This is a genomic window from Pseudomonas sp. Xaverov 83, from assembly GCF_019352905.1.
In the GTDB taxonomy this organism is placed as follows: domain Bacteria; phylum Pseudomonadota; class Gammaproteobacteria; order Pseudomonadales; family Pseudomonadaceae; genus Aquipseudomonas; species Aquipseudomonas yamanorum.
Genome location: NZ_JAAAFU010000025.1, coordinates 1 through 18664 on the forward strand (window position 1 = coordinate 1; position 18664 = coordinate 18664).

The following is an 18664-nucleotide window of genomic DNA, read 5'->3' on the forward strand; positions in this document are numbered from 1 at the left end:
TTTTGCTTACTTTTGCGCTTTTCAAAAGTGAGCCGCTGTAAGAGCGGAACCAATAGTCGCCGTTACCTAAATAACGGATATACACCCCGACCCACCCCTCACCCCAACAACTCACTCATCGCAATAATCTGCTCCGCCACCTGAATCAGCTTCTGCTGCCGACTCATCGCCTGACGCCGCATCAGCGTGTAGGCCTCTTCCTCATTACACCCCTTCATTTTCATCAACAGCCCCTTGGCCGTCTCAATCCGCTTACGCTCCGCCAACTGCTGATCCCGCGCCTGCAACTGCGCGCGCAGCGCCTGGTCACTCTCGAACCGTGCCATGGCCACATCCAGAATCGGCTGCAGCCGCTGCGCCTGAATCCCTTCGACGATATAGGCACTGACCCCAGACTTGATCGCCTGACGCATCACCCCCGGATCATGCTCATCGGTAAACATCACAATCGGCCGCGGCTGGTCGCGGCTGACCAGTACCACCTGTTCCATCACATCACGCCCCGGCGACTCGGTATCGATCAAAATCACATCCGGACGCACCGCTTCAACGCGCGCCGGCAGGTCAATCGTCATCCCAGACTCATCGATCACTTCAAACCCGGCCTCGGTCAACGCGGCCTTGAGCCGCCCAACCTTGCGTGGCGTGTCGTTGATCAACAGGATTCGCAACATAAGATCCTCCTGTCAGCGCAAGGCCTGGCGGCTGGAAACGTCTGCCATGGCGTGCAGGCGAAAGCTGCGGGCATACCCGGCCGGGTCCGAACCGTCCCAGACTTTGCCGTCGATCAACTGACCGCTGCGCATGGCCTCGCCTCCGGCGGGCACCCCCACGGCGCTGGCCGCCTGGCGATAGATGTCCAGTTGCTGTACGCGGCGGGCAGTACCGAGGTAATCCGGGTCTTCCCGCAGCAACCCCCAGCGGCGGAACTGCGTCATGAACCACATGCCATCGGACAGGTACGGCAGATTGACTTCGCCATTGCCAAAAAAACGCAGGGCATGAGGATCCTGCCAGTGATTGCCGAGGCCATCGTCGTAGTTGCCCAGCAGCCGCGGTTCGATGCAGTCCAGCGGCGCGTCGAGGTATTGCGGGGCGCTCAGCAGTTGCGCGGTGGAGCGGCGGTTTTCAACGCTCTCCTCGATAAATCGGCTGGCTTGCAGAATGGCCATCACCAGCACCCGGGCGGTATTAGGGTATTGCTCGACAAACGCCTGGGTGCAACCGAGGACCTTCTCAGGATGATCCGGCCAGATCGCCTGGGTTGTCGCCAGGGTGAAGCCTTGATTTTGCTTCACTGCACTCGCGCACCAGGGCTCGCCAACGCAGAACCCATCGATACGCCCGGCTTGCAGGTGCGCAACCATTTGTGGCGGTGGCACCACCACACTGTCCACGTCCTGCAGCGGATGAATGCCTTGGCTCGCCAGCCAGTAATACAACCACATGGCGTGAGTGCCTGTGGGAAAGGTCTGGGCGAAGGTGAGTTTTGTTCGGCTTTGGTGCACGCGACGATCCAGTGCCTCAGGACTGGTCACCCCTAACTGTTGCAGACCACGGGACAGGTTGATGCTCTGGCCATTCTGGTTCAGGCCCATCAGCACGGCCATGTCGGTGGGCGCCACGCCGCCGATGCCCAGGTGCACCGCGTAGATCAGGCCGTACAGACTGTGGGCGGCGTCCAGTTCGCCGCTGACCAGGTTGTCGCGCAGGCTGGCCCATGATGACTGGCGCCTGAGGTTCAAGGTCAGGCCATAGGGCTGCGCGAAGCCCTGGGTGGCGGCGACCACCACCGAGGCGCAATCGCTCAGGGCCATGAAGCCCAGGTTGAGGCTGCTCTTTTCCGGGGCATCGCTGCCGTTGACCCAAGCCAGGGGATCACTCATCAATAGCTACCTTTCATAAAAAAACGCCGTTCCGTCGGGCCACTCACAATGAAGGCCCGGGGTAACGACGTCTGTGTCCTTGAGCCCGTTCCGCCGTTGGCGCGGGCTGTGATAGACAAGGCAAAGCAAGGCACATGCCACGAAGCGCACAGGATGGGCGGAGCGTCAGCTTTCCATCAGGATTGAAAATGGCCTGACTCGCAGTATGGCCGCTCTTTCAGCCCGGGCCATGCAGGCATGTTCATCAACCTTTCCCGTTTTTCGACGCTGCTTTTCTGCCTGGTGCTGTTGGGCAGCCCCTGCGCGTTCGGGGAGTCGTACCAGGCTCATGATGAAAGCCTGCACACTTTTTTTACCGCGCTGTCATTGCCGCTGGGGCAACCGATCGTTGTCAGTCAGGCGGCGGCGCGCAAGCGCATCAGCGGGGCGTTCGATTTCGATTCGGCGCAACCGCTGCTGGAGTCGGTCGCTCGGCAGCACGGCTTGATCTGGCACAGCGACGGCCTGGTGCTTTACCTCTATGACGCCGACGAGGCGAAAAGCTCGGTGGTGACCTTGCGGCACATTTCAGTGGATATCCTACGCGGGTTCATGCGCCGCTCGGGGCTCGACGAGGCGCGCTACCCACTGCGGGCGAGTGGGGCGCGGATGTTCTATGTGTCTGGGCCGCCGAGCTATGTCGACCATGTGTTGTGCCTGGCGCAACTGATGGACCGCCAGCGTGCGGAACTGCGCATGGGGCCGCAGCGGATCGGGGTGGTGCAGGTACTCAACACCCACGTTGCAGACCGCGAGTACGAGATGGGCGACAGAACCATCACGGTGCCGGGCATGGCATCCATGATCGAAAAACTGCTGGCTGTCGAACAGGAGAGTGCCTCACGGGGGCAATCCGGATTACTGGGTGACACCGATATTTCGGTGCTGGCCTACCCGGACACCAACAGCCTGTTGATCAAGGGCAAGCCTGAGCAGGTGAGCTTTATCGAAAGCCTGGTGGCGGAGTTGGATGTGCCGAAGCGTGCAGTGGAGGTTTCATTGTGGCTGGTGGATGTGGACCGTGATGAGCTCAAGAAGCTGGGCGTGGCCATGCATGAAGGCTCCGGCGAGCCTTCCGCAACCCGGGTCATGGCGCCCGTCGTGGACGACGCCTTCATGAAGCGGATCATGGCACTGGAGCCGCGTCGGCGAGCGAAGGTCACGGCGTTGCCGGTGATTCTTACCCAGGAGAATGTGCCGGCGGTGTTCAACGATCACCAGACGTTCTATCTGCCCCGGCCGGGTGAGGACGGTGATGAGTGGCAACCGGTGGTCTACGGCACGCAGGTCAGTGTTTTGTCGCGCTTCGCCGAGGCGGGTGAAATCGAGATGCTGCTCACCATTGAGGATGGCCGCCAGCGGAGCAAGGCTGGCAGTCGCGACAAGCGCTCGGCGGCGGTGGAGCGCGTGGGAATCAGCAGCGTGGTACGTGTGGCGCCGGGCAGACGGCTGCTGGTGGGGGATTTTCAGCGTGATGCCGGGCCGGCCTCGTCCGGACGCTATTACGGGCCTATGGCCAACAGTGTCCGGCTGTTTGTCATTCAGGCGGCGGCGCTTGAGGATGCTGTGCGTACCCGTGCAGAGCCGGGGCAGGCACCGCCGCTGACACCCTCCCAGTATGAGCAGGTGAAACGTGCATTTAGCCGTCGGGGCGAGGGATAAAAACCGCCGTTGTTCCTGTATGGGGTGGTGCCGAAAAGTCCTACGCAGCCTGTCTGGAAAAAACAGTGCACGGGGGCTTTTGCCTCTCCTATACCGCGGGTGAGCTTTTTATAGTCGCGATTTTTCGGGATAACCAGTGTTGGAAATGAGGGTGAGTTGGGTGCAGAGGTACGAATGGCCGTGATGAATAACGGGGTACTGGCTGCCCCCATGGTCTTTGATCGCTGGACATTGCATGGCGACGGCAGGCTGACCGGCGAAGATTCGGATATTCAACTACCGCCCAAGGAGGGGCAGGTGCTGCGCGTGCTGCTGGCGTCGGCCGGTGTGTTGGTGACCAAGGATCACTTGCTGGAACAGGCATGGCCCCATAACGAGGCCACCGAAGAGTCCCTGACCCGTTGCATCTGTTCGCTGCGTAAAATTTTGAAGGACGGTAGGGGGCTGATCAAGACGGTGTACGGCAAAGGGTACCGAGTGACCTGTGCCGTCACGGTTGCGAGCCATGTCTGTTCTACCTGCGGTCGAAGCCAGGCATGAGACGCGCCTGGCGCAAGGGAGTGCTGCTGCTCGCCCTTGGTTTCAGCAATGAGGCCCGCGCGTATTGCTGGGCCGAGGCCGCCAGCCGCTATGACATCGAACCGGAGCTGCTGCAAGCCATCGCCGCGGTGGAGTCGGGTTATCGCGCCGAGGCCATGAATTACGCCAACAGCAATGGCACCCGGGATATCGGGCTAATGCAGATCAACAGCATTCACCTGCCGCGCCTGCTCAAGTTGGGCATTACCGAACAACGCTTGCTGGATGAGCCATGCCTGTCGGTGGAGGTCGGGGCGTCGATCCTTGCCGACTTTGTCAAACAGTTCGGCTACAACTGGACGGCGATCGGCTCCTACAATGTGGGCGGTGGCCCCGGGACTGAGCGCGAGGCCCTGCGTCTTCGCTATGCGCAAAAGATCTGGGTTCGCTACGAGGAACTGATGGCGTACCGCAACTGACGATTGGACAGCACGCCTCGCATGCAGCCCTTCACCCCGGCTATAATCGCCGCCACCTTTCGCCGCCATCCGAGTCAATCCCGCCCATGTATACCCTGGCCCGCCAGCTGTTGTTCAAACTCTCTCCGGAAACCTCCCACGATCTGTCCCTGGATTTGATCGGTGCCGGTGGCCGCCTGGGGCTCAATGGTCTGGTGTGCAAGGCCCCGGCGAAAATGCCGGTGTCGGTGATGGGGCTCGATTTCCCCAACCCGGTGGGCCTGGCTGCCGGCCTGGACAAGAATGGCGCAGCCATCGACGGTTTTGCGCAGTTGGGTTTTGGCTTTGTCGAAATCGGCACCGTGACCCCACGGCCGCAGCCGGGCAACCCGAAGCCGCGGATCTTCCGCCTGCCGGAAGCCGAGGCGATCATCAATCGCATGGGCTTCAACAACCTGGGTGTGGATAACTTGCTGTCGCGGGTTCAGGCAGCGAAGTACACAGGCATCCTGGGGATCAACATTGGCAAGAACTTCGACACGCCGGTGGAGCGTGCGGTGGATGACTACCTGATTTGCCTGGACAAGGTCTATGCCCACGCCAGCTACGTCACCGTCAACGTCAGCTCGCCGAACACCCCGGGCCTGCGCAGCCTGCAGTTTGGCGACTCCCTCAAGCAACTGCTCGAAGCCTTGCGCCAGCGCCAGGAAGACCTGGCTGTGCGCCACGGCAAGCGCGTGCCGTTGGCGATCAAGATTGCCCCGGACATGAGCGACGAAGAGACCATACTGGTGGCCCAGGCCTTGGTGGACTCCGGAATGGACGCGGTGATTGCCACCAACACCACCCTGAGCCGCGTTGGCGTCGAAGGCTTGGCCTTTGGTGACGAGGCGGGTGGCCTGTCCGGTGCGCCGGTACGCGACCAGAGCACCCACATCGTCAAGGTGCTGGCGGCCGAACTGGCCGGTCGCTTGCCGATCATTGCGGTGGGCGGCATCACGGAAGGCAAGCACGCGGCCGAGAAAATCGCCGCTGGCGCGAGCCTGGTGCAGTTGTATTCCGGTTTTATCTACAAGGGCCCGGCGTTGATTCGCCAGTCGGTGGATGCGATCGCGGCGTTGCCAAAAGGTTAATCGAGGCCCATTAAAAAGGGCTCCTCGAAGGAGCCCCTGGGCCGAAGCCCGCCGCCCGGATGGGGCGTGCGTGGTTAAGTGGTTGCGTATTCGTGCTGGTGTCGGAATTAAATGCCCTTGATTAGCCGACGGCGTGAAGTTCGTTGAGTCTGTGGATTCCCGCAGTGCCAGTCATACCGTCCCAGTTGTCGCCGCGTCCTTCTCGCCAGCCGTTGATCCAGGCTTGGCGTACCGACGGTAGAGTAAATGGGCAAAGCTCACGGGATTTGCCATGAACGCCATATTGATATCCGCGTAAAAATGCTCTTTCCAACGGATCACGCTTAAGTCTTCTCATAGGGTGTTTCCCTCACTTGTTGACTGTCTTGATATCCTTCGGCCTCGTCCGAGGCCGGGCAGAGTTTTTCTGCCGTTGGTGGGCTCGCTGCCGGCGTGGCGAGCCAATGTGTCGGCGTCGTTACGGCGCCAACCTGTGTTGAGTTCTAACCAATAGGTCACATGGATTCAATGATCGTTTTGTCATAAGCACGTAACGATAATGATGCTATGGCCATAAGCTGGGATGGCTTTTCGCCCCTTTTCTTGGGCAAACCCAGCTATGATGTGCCCTTCAAAGAGGATGGGTTTAATCCTTTAGTGAGAATGCCCACCTGTTGCAGTCGGTTATTATTCGACGAAGGGTCAGAATATTTCTTTTTGTTGCTTCAAATACTTGAACTGCCCCGTCGATAAAGGCCCAAAAGGCCTGTAGCCGAGGTGGAACGGCACATTCGTGCCACACGAGCGCTCTTCAAGAAAAGCGCTTGATTGAAAACCGAACGCGCGATGCGTCGCCCGTTCACTTATTGCTGAAAAGCCTGGAATGCCCCATGTCGGACCGTTTTGAACTCTTCCTCACTTGCCCCAAGGGCCTCGAAGGCCTGCTGATCGAGGAAGCCGTCGGGCTTGGCCTTGAGGAAGCCCGCGAGCACACCTCAGCCGTGCGCGGCATGGCCGACATGGAGACCGCCTACCGCCTGTGCCTCTGGTCGCGCCTGGCCAACCGCGTGTTGCTGGTGCTCAAGCGCTTCCCGATGAAGGACGCCGAAGACCTGTACCACGGCGTGCTGGACATCGAGTGGGAAGACCACATGCTCGCCGACGGCACCCTGGCCGTTGAATTCAGCGGCCACGGCTCGGGCATCGACAATACCCACTTCGGCGCGCTGAAGGTCAAGGATGCGATTGTCGACAAACTGCGCACCCCGACCGGCGAACGTCCGTCCATCGACAAGATCAACCCGGACCTGCGCATTCACCTGCGCCTGGACCGTGGCGAAGCGATCCTCTCCCTTGACCTGTCCGGCCACAGCCTGCACCAGCGCGGCTACCGCCTGCAGCAGGGCGCCGCACCGTTGAAAGAGAACCTGGCGGCGGCGATCCTGATTCGCTCCGGCTGGCCGCGCATCGCTGCCGAAGGCGGCGCGCTGACGGACCCAATGTGCGGCGTCGGTACCTTCCTGGTGGAAGGCGCGATGATTGCCGCCGACATGGCCCCCAACCTGAACCGTGAGCTGTGGGGCTTCACCGCCTGGCTCGGTCACGTTCCGGCGCTGTGGAAGAAACTTCATACAGAGGCCAGCGAGCGCGCGGCCATCGGCATGGCCAAGCCGCCGCTGTGGGTTCGGGGTTACGAAGCTGACCCACGCCTGATCCAACCCGCGCGTAACAACATCGAACGCGCCGGCCTGAGCCACTGGATCAAGATCTACCAGGGCGAAGTCGGCACCTTCGAGCCGCGGCCGGACCAGAACCAGAAAGGCCTGGTGATCTGCAACCCGCCTTACGGTGAGCGTCTGGGTGATGAAGCCAGCCTGTTGTACCTCTACCAGAACCTCGGCGAGCGTCTGCGCCAGGCGTGCCTGGGCTGGGAAGCGGCGGTGTTCACCGGTGCTCCGGACCTGGGTAAGCGCATGGGTATCCGCAGTCACAAACAGTATTCGTTCTGGAACGGCGCCTTGCCGTGCAAGCTGCTGCTGATCAAGGTCACCCCGGACCAGTTCGTCACCGGCGAACGTCGCACCCCGGAACAGCGCCAGGCCGAGCGCGAGCAAGCGGCCTACGACCAGGCGCCGACCGAGCCGCAAGAGCGTCAGTACAACAAGAACGGTAACCCGATCAAACCAGCCCCGGCCCCGGTGGTCGAGCAAGCGCGCTTGAGCGAAGGCGGGCAGATGTTTGCCAACCGCCTGCAAAAGAACCTGAAGCTGCTGGGCAAGTGGGCCAAGCGCGAAGGCGTCGATTGTTACCGTGTATACGATGCCGACATGCCGGAATACTCCATGGCCATCGACCTGTACCACGACTGGGTTCACGTCCAGGAGTACGTGGCGCCCAAGTCGATCGACCCGGAAAAAGCCTCGGCCCGCATGTTCGATGCCCTGGCGGCCATTCCCCAGGCGCTGGGCATCGACAAGAACCGCGTGGTGGTCAAGCGTCGCGAACGCCAGAGCGGCACCAAGCAGTACGAGCGCCAAAGTGCGCAGGGCAAGTTCACCGAGGTCAGCGAGGGCGGCGTCAAGTTGTTGGTCAACCTGACCGATTACCTGGACACCGGCCTGTTCCTTGACCACCGCCCGATGCGCATGCGCATCCAGAAAGAGGCGGCCGGAAAACGCTTCCTCAACCTGTATTGCTACACCGCCACCGCCAGTGTGCACGCGGCCAAGGGTGGCGCGCGCAGCACCACCAGCGTTGACCTGTCGAAGACCTACCTGGACTGGGCGCGCCGCAACTTCTCCCTCAACGGTTTCTCCGACAAGAACCGCCTGGAGCAGGGCGACGTGATGGCCTGGCTGGAAGCCAGTCGTGATGAGTTCGACATGATCTTCATCGACCCGCCGACCTTCTCCAACTCCAAGCGCATGGAAGGCATCTTCGACGTGCAACGTGACCACGTGCAGTTGCTGGACCTGGCCATGGCACGCCTGGCGCCGGGCGGCGTTTTGTACTTCTCCAACAACTTCCGCAAGTTCCAGCTGGAAGACAACCTCGTCGAGCGTTACGCCGTCGAGGAGATCAGTGACAAGACCATCGACCCGGATTTTGCGCGCAACGCCAAGATCCATCGGGCGTGGAAAATCACCGCTCGCTGATCACTGCGTTCTGAAGCCGCAAGCCCGGATCATTCCGGCCTTGCGGTTTTTTTTGCGCTGGTCAAATGCAAGTCCTGTGGCTATAACTTAAGGCCTTGCCAAAGTGACGCACCTGCACGCTGGCGTTCCGAGTCTTGTCTATGCCGCTGCATGCCGTCCGCCCGAAAATCCTAGGCTTTATCAGTGAGCAAGTATCGGCGTGGCTGGTGGCGGTGGTGGTGTTTCTGGCCGGTAGTGCGCTGACGATCGTCGTCGCCTGGGCGGCCTCCGATCTCTATCAACAGCAGGTGCGCCAACGCTTCCAGTTGCTGGTCAACGAGCGCTACAGCCGCCTCCAGGAACGCTTTGAGGACCAGGAACAACGCCTGGGCAGCCTGCGGCGGTTTTTCGTCAATTCCACTACGGTCTCCCGCGAAGAGTTCGACGGTTTTGCGCAGCCCTTGCTGTTGCGCACCCGCGCTTATGCCTGGGCGCCCCGGGTGTTACGGGACCAGCGCAGCGCGTTTGAACAAGAAATTACGGCTGAGCGCGGGGTGAGTTTTTCCATTCGCGAATTGAACGCAGCGGGCGAACTGGCCCCGGCCGCTCAGCACGATGAGTATGTGCCGGTGCTGTACAGCCAGACCCAGAGCCTGCTTGGCTCGCCGCTGGGGTTTGACCTGTTGGCCCAGCCACTGCGACGCTCGACGGTGGAGCGTGCGCGACAGTCCGGCAAAATGGCGGTGTCCCAGCCCATGCAACTGGTGGGGGTGGAGCCGGCCTACGCCATGGGCGTGCTGTTGGTGGCACCCGTCAGTCGGGCACCGACGCCACAAGCGCCCATCAGCGAACCTTACGGCTACGTAATGGCGGTAATCAGCATGCGCCAGCTGGTGGCCGACGGCTTGCCCAAGGCGGACCGGGACAATCTGGTGACGCAGATCGTCGATACTTCCGACGCAGAAAAGCGCGTGCTGTATGAATCCAGCAACGCGGTGGCGGACAGCGATCTGATGGCCGTACGCCGGCTGACGCTTGGCGACCACGTCTACGCCTTGAGCCTGCGCCCCAGCCAGGTGTTCCTGCAGGGTAATCATTCTTCGCAGGTCACTATCCTGGTCATGGGCAGCCTGCTGAGCCTGCTGCTCAGTGCGCTGCTCTACGTGTTGGTCAGCCAACGCCAGCGCGCGTTGAAACTGGTGGAGCAACGCACGGCCCAATTGCGTCAGCGTGAACAGGAGTTGCGGGGTACCCACGGCCAACTGCGCAGCGTGCTGAATGCGGCGACCCAGGTGGCGATCATTGCCACTGACCTGCGCGGTGTGATCACCACCTTCAACGCCGGCGCCGAGCGAATGCTGGGCTTTGAGGTGGACGAGGTCCTGGGTCACCTGACCCTCGAAAGCCTGCATCTGGCGCCCGAGCTGGAAGCCCGCGCGGTGCAGTTGAGCGCGGCGCTGGGCAAGCGTATCGCGCCAGGCCAGGCGATGCTGGTGGACGGCGCCGATGCGGTGCACGAGACCCGTGAGTGGACGCTGGTGCGCAAGGACGGCAGCCATCTGACGGTGAACATGCTCGCCACCGTGTTGCTGGATGAGCATGGCCTGTGGGTCGGACACCTGGCGATCTGCCTGGATGTCACCGAACAAAAGCGTGCCTATGAGGCACTGGCCGCGCGGGACCGCCTGCTGAAGAAACTCAGTGCCCATGTGCCCGGCGGTATTTTCCAGTTCATCCTGGAACCGAACGGCGACTCGCGTTTCATCTATGCCAGCGACGGCATTCGCGATATCTACGAGATCGAGCCGGGGGTGTTGCAGCAGGATGCACGAAAGGTCTTCGAGCGCATTCATCCGCTGGACGTCGAGCGGGTACGGGATTCCATTCGTTTGTCCACCCTGCAACTGAGCCATTGGCGTGAAGAGTACCGGGTGCAATTGCCCCAGCGTGGGCTGCGCTGGATTCGCGGTGAAGCGACGCCGGAAGAACTCCCTGGCGGCGGTACCTTATGGCATGGCTATGTGTCGGATATTTCCGACCTCAAGCGGGTCGAGGAAGAGCTGCGGGCGCTGTCGATTACCGATTCCCTGACCGGCATTCATAACCGACGCTACTTCCAGGACCGGCTGAAGGCCGAGATGATTCGAGTCAAGCGCGCCTCTGGAGTGTTGTCGGTGATCATGTTCGACATCGACCACTTCAAGCGTATCAACGACCAGCACGGCCACGCGGTCGGCGATGAAGTACTCAAGGAATTGTGCCGGCGCATCAGCCAACGATTGCGGCGTACGGATGTGTTTTGCCGGCTGGGGGGCGAGGAGTTCGTGGTGCTGTGCCCCAATACCGACGGCAGCCAGGCGCTCAGCGTTGCCCTGGAGTTGTGGCAGGCGTTGCGCAGTGAACCGATGGAGGATGTGGGGATCGTGACTGCCAGCTTCGGGATCGCCAGTTGGCGGGTCGAAGAGGGGGTTGATGGCCTGTTGCTGCGGGCGGATTCAGGGGTGTATGCGGCGAAGCAGGCGGGCAGGGATAGAGTTGAGGCAGAGCGGGCGCTTGCCTGAAGCCAGATTGGAGTGTGGGAGCTGTCGAGCTTTAGCGAGGCTGCGATGCAGGCGCCGCGGTGCACCAGGTACACCGTGGTGATCCTATCGCAGCCTCGCTAAAGCTCGACAGCTCCCACATTTGATCTTTGTTGCTGTTAGAGAACCGGGGCCGCCGCCAGTTTCGGCTGGCGGTACAGGTCCAGCAGCACCTGGTCCAGTACCGAAGAGGCAGCCAGGCATTCAGTGTTGCCCTGGAGTTGTGGCAGGCGTTGCGCAGTGAGCCGATGGAGGATGTGGGTATCGTGACTGCCAGTTTCGGGATCGCCAGCTGGCGAGTCGAAGAGGGCGTTGATGGCTTGTTGCTGCGGGCGGATTCAGGGGTGTACGCGGCGAAGCAGGCGGGCAGGGATAGAGTTGAGGCAGAGCGGGTGCTCGCCTGAAGCCAGATCGGAGTGTGGGAGCTGACGAGCTTGCCTGAAGCCAGGTATCGGAGCGTGGGAGCTGTCGAGCTTTAGCGAGGCTGCGATGCAGGCGCCGCGTTGCACCAGGTACACCGCGGTGATCCTATCGCAGTCTCGCTAAAGCTCGACAGCTCCCACATTTGATATTTGCTGCTGTTAGAGGACCGGGGCAGCCGCCGCCAGCTTCGGCTGGCGATACAGGTCCAGCAGCACCTGGTCCAGCACTGAAGAAGCCCCCCACGGTTTCGGATCGTTGAGAATTGCCACCACGGCCCAGGTATTGCCATTGTTGTCGCGGCTGAACCCGGCGATCGCGCGCACGGTGTTCAGGGTGCCGGTCTTGACGTGGGCCTCGCCGCGCATGGCCGTGGTCTTCAGGCGTTTACGCATGGTGCCGTCGGTGCCGGCAATCGGCAGCGAGCTGATGTATTCCGCCGCGTACGGGCTTCTCCACGCTGCTTGCAGCATGGTTGCCATCTCGCGGGCGCTGACCCGTTCGGCACGGGACAGGCCGGAACCGTTCTCCATCACCAGGTGCGGTGCGGTGATGCCTTTTTTCGCCAGCCATTGGCGCACCACGCGCTGGGCCGCCTTGGCGTCGTCGCCATCGGCATCGGTGCGGTACTGCGCGCCCAGGCTCAGGAACAGCTGCTGGGCCATGGTGTTGTTACTGTATTTGTTGATGTCGCGGATGATTTCCGCCAAGTCCGGCGAGAACGCACGAGCCAGCACTTTGGCGTTCTTCGGTACCGGCGCCTGGATGTCACGGCCCTGGATGCTGCCACCCAGTTCCTTCCAGATCGCCCGAACGGCGCCGGCGGTGTAGGTGGCGTGGTCCAGCAGTGACAGATACGTCTGCGAGCTGCAGCCATCCGCCAACTGGCCGCTGACGGTCACGGTGACGCTGCCATCGGCGGCAGTCATCGGGCTGTAGCGCACGTCACCGGTGCACTGTTTAGCGTTGGAGACCTTGACCTGGTTGTCGATGCGAATGCTCGCAATCGGCGGCTCGACCGACACCAGTACCTTGCCCGAGTCATTGCGGGTGACGAAGCGCAGCGCCTTGAGGTTGACCATCAGGGCATCGGGCTTGACCAGGAACGGCTTGTTCTCGTCGTTGCCGTCGTCATTGAACTCCGGCAGTTGCGGCGGGATGAAGAAGCCACGGTCGAGTACCAGGTCGCCGGTCACTTGCTGCACGCCATTGGCCCGCAGGTCGCGCATCAGCAGCCAGAGTTTTTCCATGTTCAGCTTGGGGTCGCCGCCGCCCTTGAGGTACAGGTTGCCGTTCAGGATGCCGCCGCTGAGGGTGCCGTCGGTGTAGAACTCGGTTTTCCACTGATGGTTGGGGCCGAGCATTTCCAGGGCCGCGTAGGTGGTGACCAGCTTCATGGTGGAGGCCGGGTTGACCGATACGTCGGCGTTGAACACGGTAGGGGTGCCCGGGCCATTGAGGGGAATCATCACCAGGGACAGGGCATTGTTTTGCAGCTTGGCTTTCTGGAGGGCTTCCTGGACCTTGGGCGGCAGGGAAGTGTTGATCGGGGCAGCGGTAACGGAAAAAGCCAGGGGGAGAAGAAAACTGGCGAGTAACAGTGGACGCAAAGATTTGATCATAAGAATTAAAACCCTACTGCTGAGGGGTAAAAAGGTGAGGGGTATGTACGAAAAATCCCTCAATGGTCATGAAAGTGTCGGCATTATGCCCCAAGGCTGTCGCACTTGTGGCTGAACGATAGCTGCAATTGGCGGTTTTTTTTACTGGCACTGTGCCGCCTGTCCCAGAGAATCGGGCAAAGGCCTGCTTAAACTGCTAAAGTGCCGCCCGTTATTACTTAAGAGGATTGTTCCAATGGCGACTAACCGTTCCCGGCGTCTGCGCAAAAAACTGTGCGTTGATGAATTTCAAGAGCTGGGTTTCGAACTGAACCTGGACTTCAAAGAAGGTTTGGACGATGAAGCGGTTGACGCTTTCCTCGAAGCATTCCTGACTGAAGCAATGGACGGCAACGGCCTGGACTACGTCGGCGGTGATGACTTCGGTCTGGTTTGCAAAGCCACCCGTGGTTCGGTCAACGAAGAACAGCGTGCCGCTGTTGAAGCGTGGCTGAAGGCTCGTCCAGAGCTGACCCGCGTTGAAGTCAGCGCCCTGTTGGACGCTTGGCATCCAGAAAAGCCGATCAACCCGGCAGTCTGATGTCATGAAAAAGCGACCCGCCCGGGTCGCTTTTTCGTTACTGGGTCTAAAGAATCAGGCCTTGCGCCAGTTCAGAATCACCAGCGTCAACACCCCCGCGACAATCCCCCAGAACGCCGAACCGATGGAAAACAACGTCAACCCCGACGCTGTGACCATGAAGGTGATCAACGCTGCCTCCCGTTCCTTGGGCTCATTCATGGCGATGCTCAGGCCATTGATGATCGAGCCAAACAACGCCAATGCCGCAATCGACAGCACCAGTTCCTTGGGTAACGCAGCGAACAACGCGGCCAACGTCGCGCCAAACACCCCGGCAATCCCATAGAAAATCCCGCACCAGACCGCGGCGGTATAGCGCTTGTTGCGATCCTCATGGGCATGGGGTCCGGTGCAGATCGCCGCGCTGATGGCTGCCAGGTTGATGCCATGTGAGCCAAACGGCGCCAGCACCAGCGAGGCCAGGCCGGTGGTGGTGATCAAGGGTGAAGCCGGCACGTTATAGCCGTCGGCCCGCAACACGGCGACCCCCGGCATGTTTTGCGAGGTCATGGCCACCACGAACAGCGGGATGCCGATGCTGATGGTCGCCGCCAGGGAGAAATGCGGCGTGGTCCACACCGGGGTTGCTACTTCGAGGTGGAAGCCGCTGAAATCCAGCAGTCCCATCAGCCCGGACAGCGCCGTGCCGATCAGCAATGCCGCGAGCACGGCATAACGCGGCGACAGGCGCTTGATGACCAGGTAAGTGAAGAACATCCCCAGCACCAGCCCGGTACGGTGCTGCGCGGCGACAAAAATCTCGCTGCCGATCTTGAACAGAATGCCCGCCAGCAAGGCCGCCGCCAGGGACGCCGGGATGCGCTTGACGAGTTTTTCGAAGCTGCCGGTCAACCCGCAGATTGTCACCAGCACCGCACAGGTGATGTAGGCGCCGATGGCTTCGCCGTAACTCACACCGCCCAGGCTGGTGATCAACAGCGCCGCCCCCGGGGTGGACCAGGCAATGGTGATCGGCGTGCGATAGCGCAGGGACAGACCAATGCTGCACACCGCCATGCCGATGGAAATCGCCCAGATCCACGAGGAAATTTGCGCCGTGGTCAGGCCGGCGGCTTGGCCAGCTTGAAACATCAGCACCAGGGAGCTGGTGTAGCCGGTCATCATGGCGATGAAACCGGCGACGATGGCCGAAGGCGAAGTGTCGGCCAGTGGGCGTAATCGCGCTTGGGGGGCGTCGGACATGGGGCGGTGTTCCTTTTACCGGGCTGTCTGTAGGAGCGAGCTTGCTCGCGAAGGTCGTTAACGATGATGCTGGCATCCTGACTGAATGCGGTGCTTATACGTTTTTCGCGAGCAAGCTCGCTCCTACAAAGGAGAAAGTGCGGAATCAAGCCTAAACTCAAACGTAACGATTCATTGCAATACAGCCGGCGCCGCAAACAGCCGTACAGTGTGTTGGCGCAGTGGGTTGTGTACAATGTGCGCTGATTTTACGCGATACTTGCCAGCGACCCTCTGTGCCGTATTACAGTCAACGTCAATTCGCCGCCGTTCTCCCGACCCGAGTGCCCATGAACGAACAGTTGCAGCCCCTCAAGAAACAACCGCGAGCCGGTAAGGCCGGTCGCAGTGGAACCCAGGACGATATCGTCTACGCGCATATCTTCGAGGCGATCCTCGAACAACGCCTGGCGCCCGGTACCAAATTGAGTGAAGAAGCGCTGGGCGAAATCTTTGGCGTCAGCCGCACCATCATCCGTCGCGCACTGTCGCGCCTGGCCCATGAAGGCGTGGTACTGCTGCGGCCCAATCGGGGTGCGGTAGTGGCCAGCCCAAGTGTCGAGGAAGCCCGCCAGGTGTTCCTCGCCCGGCGTCTGGTGGAGCGTGCGATCACTGAGTTGGCGGTACAGCATGCCACGGCCGAGCAACTGGCCGAGCTGCGGCAGATGGTCAACGACGAGCGCGACAGCTTCTCCCGGGGCGATCGCGGTGCGGGTATCCGGCTTTCCGGCGAGTTCCACCTGAAACTGGCCGAGGCGGCGAAGAATGCCCCGTTGATCAGCTTCCAGCGCAGCCTGGTGTCCCAGACCTCGTTGATCATCGCCCAGTATGAAAGCGGCAACCGCTCCCACTGTTCCTACGATGAACACACCCAGCTGATCGACGCGATCGAAGCGCGGGATGCGGGTCTGGCGGTGAACCTGATGATGCATCACATGGATCACATCGACAGCAAGCTCAACCTCGATGAGGAGAGCGCTTCCGATGATCTGCATGCGGTGTTCTCGCATTTGTTGCAGACCAAGAAGCCGGGGCGCTCGTCTGTAAAGTTGTAAACCCGATCAAACATGTGGGAGCTGGCTTGCCTGCGATAGCATCACCTCGGTATCACTGATACACCGAGGTGTCTGCATCGCAGGCAAGCCAGCTCCCACATTTGGTTTGTGGTGCTGGTTAAATCAGCGTTGGTGCACCAATTGCCCCGCCGCATACGTCTGCAACACCGCCCGGTCATCCCCCAGTGTCATCAATACAAACAACGTCTCGGCAATGTTGTTGGCCTGCTTCAGGCGATAGCTGAGCAGCGGGGTGGCGTTGTAATCCAGCACCAGGAAGTCGGCATCAGTACCCGGTTGCAGGGTGCCGATCTTGTCTTCCAACCGCAGTGCTCGCGCACCGCCCAGGGTCGCCAGGTACAACGACTTGAACGGGCTCAACCGCGCCCCTTGCAGCTGCATCACCTTGTACGCTTCGTTCAGTGTCTGCAGCAGCGAGAAGCTGGTGCCACCGCCGACATCCGTACCCAGGCCGACATTCAGCTTGTGCTTCTCGGCCATCGGCAGGTTGAACAACCCGCTGCCCAGGAAGAAGTTCGACGTCGGGCAGAATGCGACTGCCGAGCCTGCTTCTGCCAGTCGCGCGCACTCGTCATCGCACAGGTGCACACCGTGGGCGAACACCGAGCGCTCACCCAGCAGTTTGTAATGGTCGTACACGTCCAGGTAGCCCTTACGCTCCGGGAACAGTTCTTTCACCCACTCCACTTCCTGCAGGTTTTCACTGATGTGGGTCTGCATGTACAGGTCCGGGTACTCCCCCAGCAACTGTCCGGCGAGGGTCAGCTGTTCGGGCGTACTGGTCGGTGCGAAACGTGGCGTTACCGCGTAGTGCAAACGGCCCTTGCCATGCCAGCGCTCGATCAGCGCCTTGCTTTCCGCGTAGCCGGATTCGGCGGTGTCGGTCAGATAGTCCGGCGCGTTGCGGTCCATCATCACCTTGCCGGCGATCATCCGCAGGTCGAGCTTCTCGGCCGCTTCAAAAAACGAGTTCACTGACTGCGGGTGCACGCTGCCGAATACCAGGGCGGTGGTGGTGCCGTTGCGCAGCAATTCCTTGATGAAAATGTCCGCGACTTCTTCGGCGTGGGCCTTGTCGGCGAACTGGCTTTCACACGGGAAGGTGTAGGTATTGAGCCAGTCCAGCAACTGCTCGCCATAGGCACCGACCATGCCGGTTTGCGGCAGGTGAATGTGGGTGTCGATCAGGCCGGGGGTGATCAGCGCGTCCTGGTAATGGGTGACTTCGATGTCGGCGGGCAGGGTAGCGAGCAATTCGCTGGCGTGACCCAGGGTGCTGATCTGGCCGTTGTCGATCACCAGCAGGCCGTCTTCGAAATACTCATAGGAGGCTTCGATCCCCACTTCGGCAGGGTCGGCGATGCTGTGCAAAATGGCGGCACGGTAGGCTTTGCGTGTCAAAGGCATGGTCGTCTCAGTTAGTCGCTTGGCTGCGGCGGGATACCGGCAGCAGTTTGGCAATGGGTTCGGCGCTCGCAGTGTGCTGGCCGAAATTGGCGTTATAGGTGGCGATGATTTCGCCGGCGATGGAGATGGCAATTTCCACAGGCAGTTTGCCTTTGACCTCAGTCAACCCCATCGGGCAATGCATGCGTTGCAGGTGCGCTGTGTCGAAACCGCGATCCCGCAGGCGGTGTTCAAACTTGACGCGCTTGGTCTTCGAACCGATCAGGCCGAAGTAGGTAAAGTCATTGCGCTTGAGCAGGGCGGCGGTCAGTTCCAGGTCCAGTGCGTGGTTGTGGGTCATGACGATGCAGTAACTGCCTGCGGGCAAGTGGTCGATTTCATCCACCGGCTCTTCGCTGACGATTTTACGCACGCCTTGGGGGATGTGTTCCGGGAATTCCTGTTCCCGGGAATCGATCCAGCGCACCCGGCATGGCAGGCTGGCCAGCAACGGCACCAGCGCACGGCCGACATGGCCGGCGCCGAACACCGCGATGTGCGCCTGCACCTGGCCCATGGGTTCGAACAACAGCACCGTCACGCCGCCGCAGCACTGGCCCAGGCTTGCGCCGAGGCTGAAGCGCTCCAGGTGGGTGTTCTGCTGGCCCCGCACGAGCATGTCCCGGGCGATCTGCATCGCCTTGTATTCCAGGTGCCCGCCACCGATGGTGTCGAAGGTGTGGGCGGCGCTGATCACCATCTTCGAGCCGGCATTGCGCGGTGTGGAGCCGAGCTCTTCGATGATGGTCACCAGCACGCAGGGTTCACCCTGGTTCTGCAGGTCGGCGAGGGCGCTGATCCAGTTGTTCATGTTTACCTCAGCATCTCTGTTGTCAGTTCGACCGCT

The 18664-nt window shown here is 61.0% G+C and carries 15 protein-coding genes and 1 pseudogene; 9 read left to right on the forward strand and 7 right to left on the reverse strand.

The features are described from left to right. Positions 1-98 precede the first annotated feature (98 nt). Both K0H47_RS09245 and K0H47_RS09250 read right to left on the reverse strand, forming a co-directional pair. Complete coding sequence (locus K0H47_RS09245) at positions 99-674, reverse strand: ANTAR domain-containing response regulator (protein WP_017477143.1); 576 nt, start codon at positions 672-674, stop codon at positions 99-101. Between the two features lie 12 nt (positions 675-686). After that, on the reverse strand, positions 687-1886 hold the full coding sequence (locus tag K0H47_RS09250; RefSeq protein ID WP_063032346.1) for a CmpA/NrtA family ABC transporter substrate-binding protein: 1200 nt from the start codon (positions 1884-1886) through the stop codon (positions 687-689). 237 nt (positions 1887-2123) lie between these two features. Here K0H47_RS09250 and sctC point away from each other — a divergent pair, with 237 nt between their 5' ends. The 4 genes from sctC (at position 2124) to K0H47_RS09270 (ending at position 5697) form a co-directional block, all read left to right on the forward strand. Then, complete coding sequence (sctC, locus tag K0H47_RS09255; protein WP_219272418.1) at positions 2124-3587, forward strand: type III secretion system outer membrane ring subunit SctC; 1464 nt, start codon at positions 2124-2126, stop codon at positions 3585-3587. A 174-nt stretch (positions 3588-3761) separates the two neighbouring features. Continuing rightward, entirely contained in the window at positions 3762-4127 is a 366-nt protein-coding gene (locus K0H47_RS09260) for a winged helix-turn-helix domain-containing protein (protein ID WP_218263337.1), read from the forward strand. Further along, complete coding sequence (locus tag K0H47_RS09265) at positions 4124-4585, forward strand: transglycosylase SLT domain-containing protein (RefSeq protein ID WP_093200437.1); 462 nt, start codon at positions 4124-4126, stop codon at positions 4583-4585. Before K0H47_RS09260 ends, K0H47_RS09265 begins: the two co-directional genes overlap by 4 nt. Before the next feature lie 86 nt (positions 4586-4671). Beyond that, positions 4672-5697 (forward strand): quinone-dependent dihydroorotate dehydrogenase, encoded by a 1026-nt coding sequence (locus tag K0H47_RS09270; protein WP_093200434.1) that lies wholly within the window; start codon positions 4672-4674, stop codon positions 5695-5697. A gap of 121 nt (positions 5698-5818) precedes the next feature. Here K0H47_RS09270 and rmf read toward each other — a convergent pair whose 3' ends face one another. Next, on the reverse strand, positions 5819-6034 hold the full coding sequence (rmf, locus tag K0H47_RS09275; protein ID WP_002553055.1) for a ribosome modulation factor: 216 nt from the start codon (positions 6032-6034) through the stop codon (positions 5819-5821). A gap of 532 nt (positions 6035-6566) precedes the next feature. Here rmf and rlmKL point away from each other — a divergent pair. The 3 genes and pseudogenes from rlmKL to K0H47_RS09290 form a co-directional block, all read left to right on the forward strand. Beyond that, positions 6567-8831: a bifunctional 23S rRNA (guanine(2069)-N(7))-methyltransferase RlmK/23S rRNA (guanine(2445)-N(2))-methyltransferase RlmL gene (rlmKL, locus tag K0H47_RS09280; RefSeq protein ID WP_063032336.1), complete on the forward strand. Its 2265-nt coding sequence runs from the start codon at positions 6567-6569 to the stop codon at positions 8829-8831. Positions 8832-8971: 140 nt separating this feature from the next. After that, on the forward strand, positions 8972-11371 hold the full coding sequence (locus K0H47_RS09285; RefSeq protein WP_219272419.1) for a diguanylate cyclase: 2400 nt from the start codon (positions 8972-8974) through the stop codon (positions 11369-11371). A gap of 209 nt (positions 11372-11580) precedes the next feature. Beyond that, positions 11581-11793: pseudogene (locus tag K0H47_RS09290) on the forward strand (hypothetical protein); the annotation flags it as partial. Between the two features lie 177 nt (positions 11794-11970). On the opposite strand, the gene dacB reads toward K0H47_RS09290, so the two are convergent. Continuing rightward, positions 11971-13431, reverse strand: coding sequence for a D-alanyl-D-alanine carboxypeptidase/D-alanyl-D-alanine-endopeptidase (dacB, locus tag K0H47_RS09295; RefSeq protein ID WP_003219103.1), 1461 nt, complete (start codon positions 13429-13431; stop codon positions 11971-11973). Positions 13432-13666: 235 nt separating this feature from the next. On the opposite strand from dacB, the gene K0H47_RS09300 reads away from it, so the two are divergent. Further along, entirely contained in the window at positions 13667-14011 is a 345-nt protein-coding gene (locus K0H47_RS09300) for a YggL family protein (RefSeq protein ID WP_003219101.1), read from the forward strand. Positions 14012-14065: 54 nt separating this feature from the next. Here K0H47_RS09300 and K0H47_RS09305 read toward each other — a convergent pair whose 3' ends face one another. Further along, positions 14066-15256, reverse strand: coding sequence for a benzoate/H(+) symporter BenE family transporter (locus K0H47_RS09305; RefSeq protein ID WP_177026892.1), 1191 nt, complete (start codon positions 15254-15256; stop codon positions 14066-14068). Between the two features lie 329 nt (positions 15257-15585). On the opposite strand from K0H47_RS09305, the gene K0H47_RS09310 reads away from it, so the two are divergent. Further along, positions 15586-16350: a GntR family transcriptional regulator gene (locus K0H47_RS09310; RefSeq protein WP_017477154.1), complete on the forward strand. Its 765-nt coding sequence runs from the start codon at positions 15586-15588 to the stop codon at positions 16348-16350. 123 nt (positions 16351-16473) lie between these two features. Here K0H47_RS09310 and guaD read toward each other — a convergent pair whose 3' ends face one another. Both guaD and xdhC read right to left on the reverse strand, forming a co-directional pair. Beyond that, positions 16474-17778 (reverse strand): guanine deaminase, encoded by a 1305-nt coding sequence (guaD, locus tag K0H47_RS09315; RefSeq protein WP_093200421.1) that lies wholly within the window; start codon positions 17776-17778, stop codon positions 16474-16476. A gap of 7 nt (positions 17779-17785) precedes the next feature. Further along, a complete protein-coding gene (gene xdhC, locus K0H47_RS09320; protein ID WP_093200418.1) occupies positions 17786-18628 on the reverse strand; it encodes a xanthine dehydrogenase accessory protein XdhC in 843 nt (280 codons plus the stop codon). Between the last annotated feature and the right edge of the window lie 36 nt (positions 18629-18664).

Coding starts and splice junctions, on each gene's coding strand:
- K0H47_RS09245 (WP_017477143.1), bottom strand. CDS start 674: ATGTTGCGAATCCTGTTGATCAACGACACGCCACGCAAGGTTGGGCGG.
- K0H47_RS09250 (WP_063032346.1), bottom strand. CDS start 1,886: ATGAGTGATCCCCTGGCTTGGGTCAACGGCAGCGATGCCCCGGAAAAG.
- sctC (WP_219272418.1), top strand. CDS start 2,124: ATGTTCATCAACCTTTCCCGTTTTTCGACGCTGCTTTTCTGCCTGGTG.
- K0H47_RS09260 (WP_218263337.1), top strand. CDS start 3,762: ATGGCCGTGATGAATAACGGGGTACTGGCTGCCCCCATGGTCTTTGAT.
- K0H47_RS09265 (WP_093200437.1), top strand. CDS start 4,124: ATGAGACGCGCCTGGCGCAAGGGAGTGCTGCTGCTCGCCCTTGGTTTC.
- K0H47_RS09270 (WP_093200434.1), top strand. CDS start 4,672: ATGTATACCCTGGCCCGCCAGCTGTTGTTCAAACTCTCTCCGGAAACC.
- rmf (WP_002553055.1), bottom strand. CDS start 6,034: ATGAGAAGACTTAAGCGTGATCCGTTGGAAAGAGCATTTTTACGCGGA.
- rlmKL (WP_063032336.1), top strand. CDS start 6,567: ATGTCGGACCGTTTTGAACTCTTCCTCACTTGCCCCAAGGGCCTCGAA.
- K0H47_RS09285 (WP_219272419.1), top strand. CDS start 8,972: ATGCCGCTGCATGCCGTCCGCCCGAAAATCCTAGGCTTTATCAGTGAG.
- dacB (WP_003219103.1), bottom strand. CDS start 13,431: ATGATCAAATCTTTGCGTCCACTGTTACTCGCCAGTTTTCTTCTCCCC.
- K0H47_RS09300 (WP_003219101.1), top strand. CDS start 13,667: ATGGCGACTAACCGTTCCCGGCGTCTGCGCAAAAAACTGTGCGTTGAT.
- K0H47_RS09305 (WP_177026892.1), bottom strand. CDS start 15,256: ATGTCCGACGCCCCCCAAGCGCGATTACGCCCACTGGCCGACACTTCG.
- K0H47_RS09310 (WP_017477154.1), top strand. CDS start 15,586: ATGAACGAACAGTTGCAGCCCCTCAAGAAACAACCGCGAGCCGGTAAG.
- guaD (WP_093200421.1), bottom strand. CDS start 17,778: ATGCCTTTGACACGCAAAGCCTACCGTGCCGCCATTTTGCACAGCATC.
- xdhC (WP_093200418.1), bottom strand. CDS start 18,628: ATGAACAACTGGATCAGCGCCCTCGCCGACCTGCAGAACCAGGGTGAA.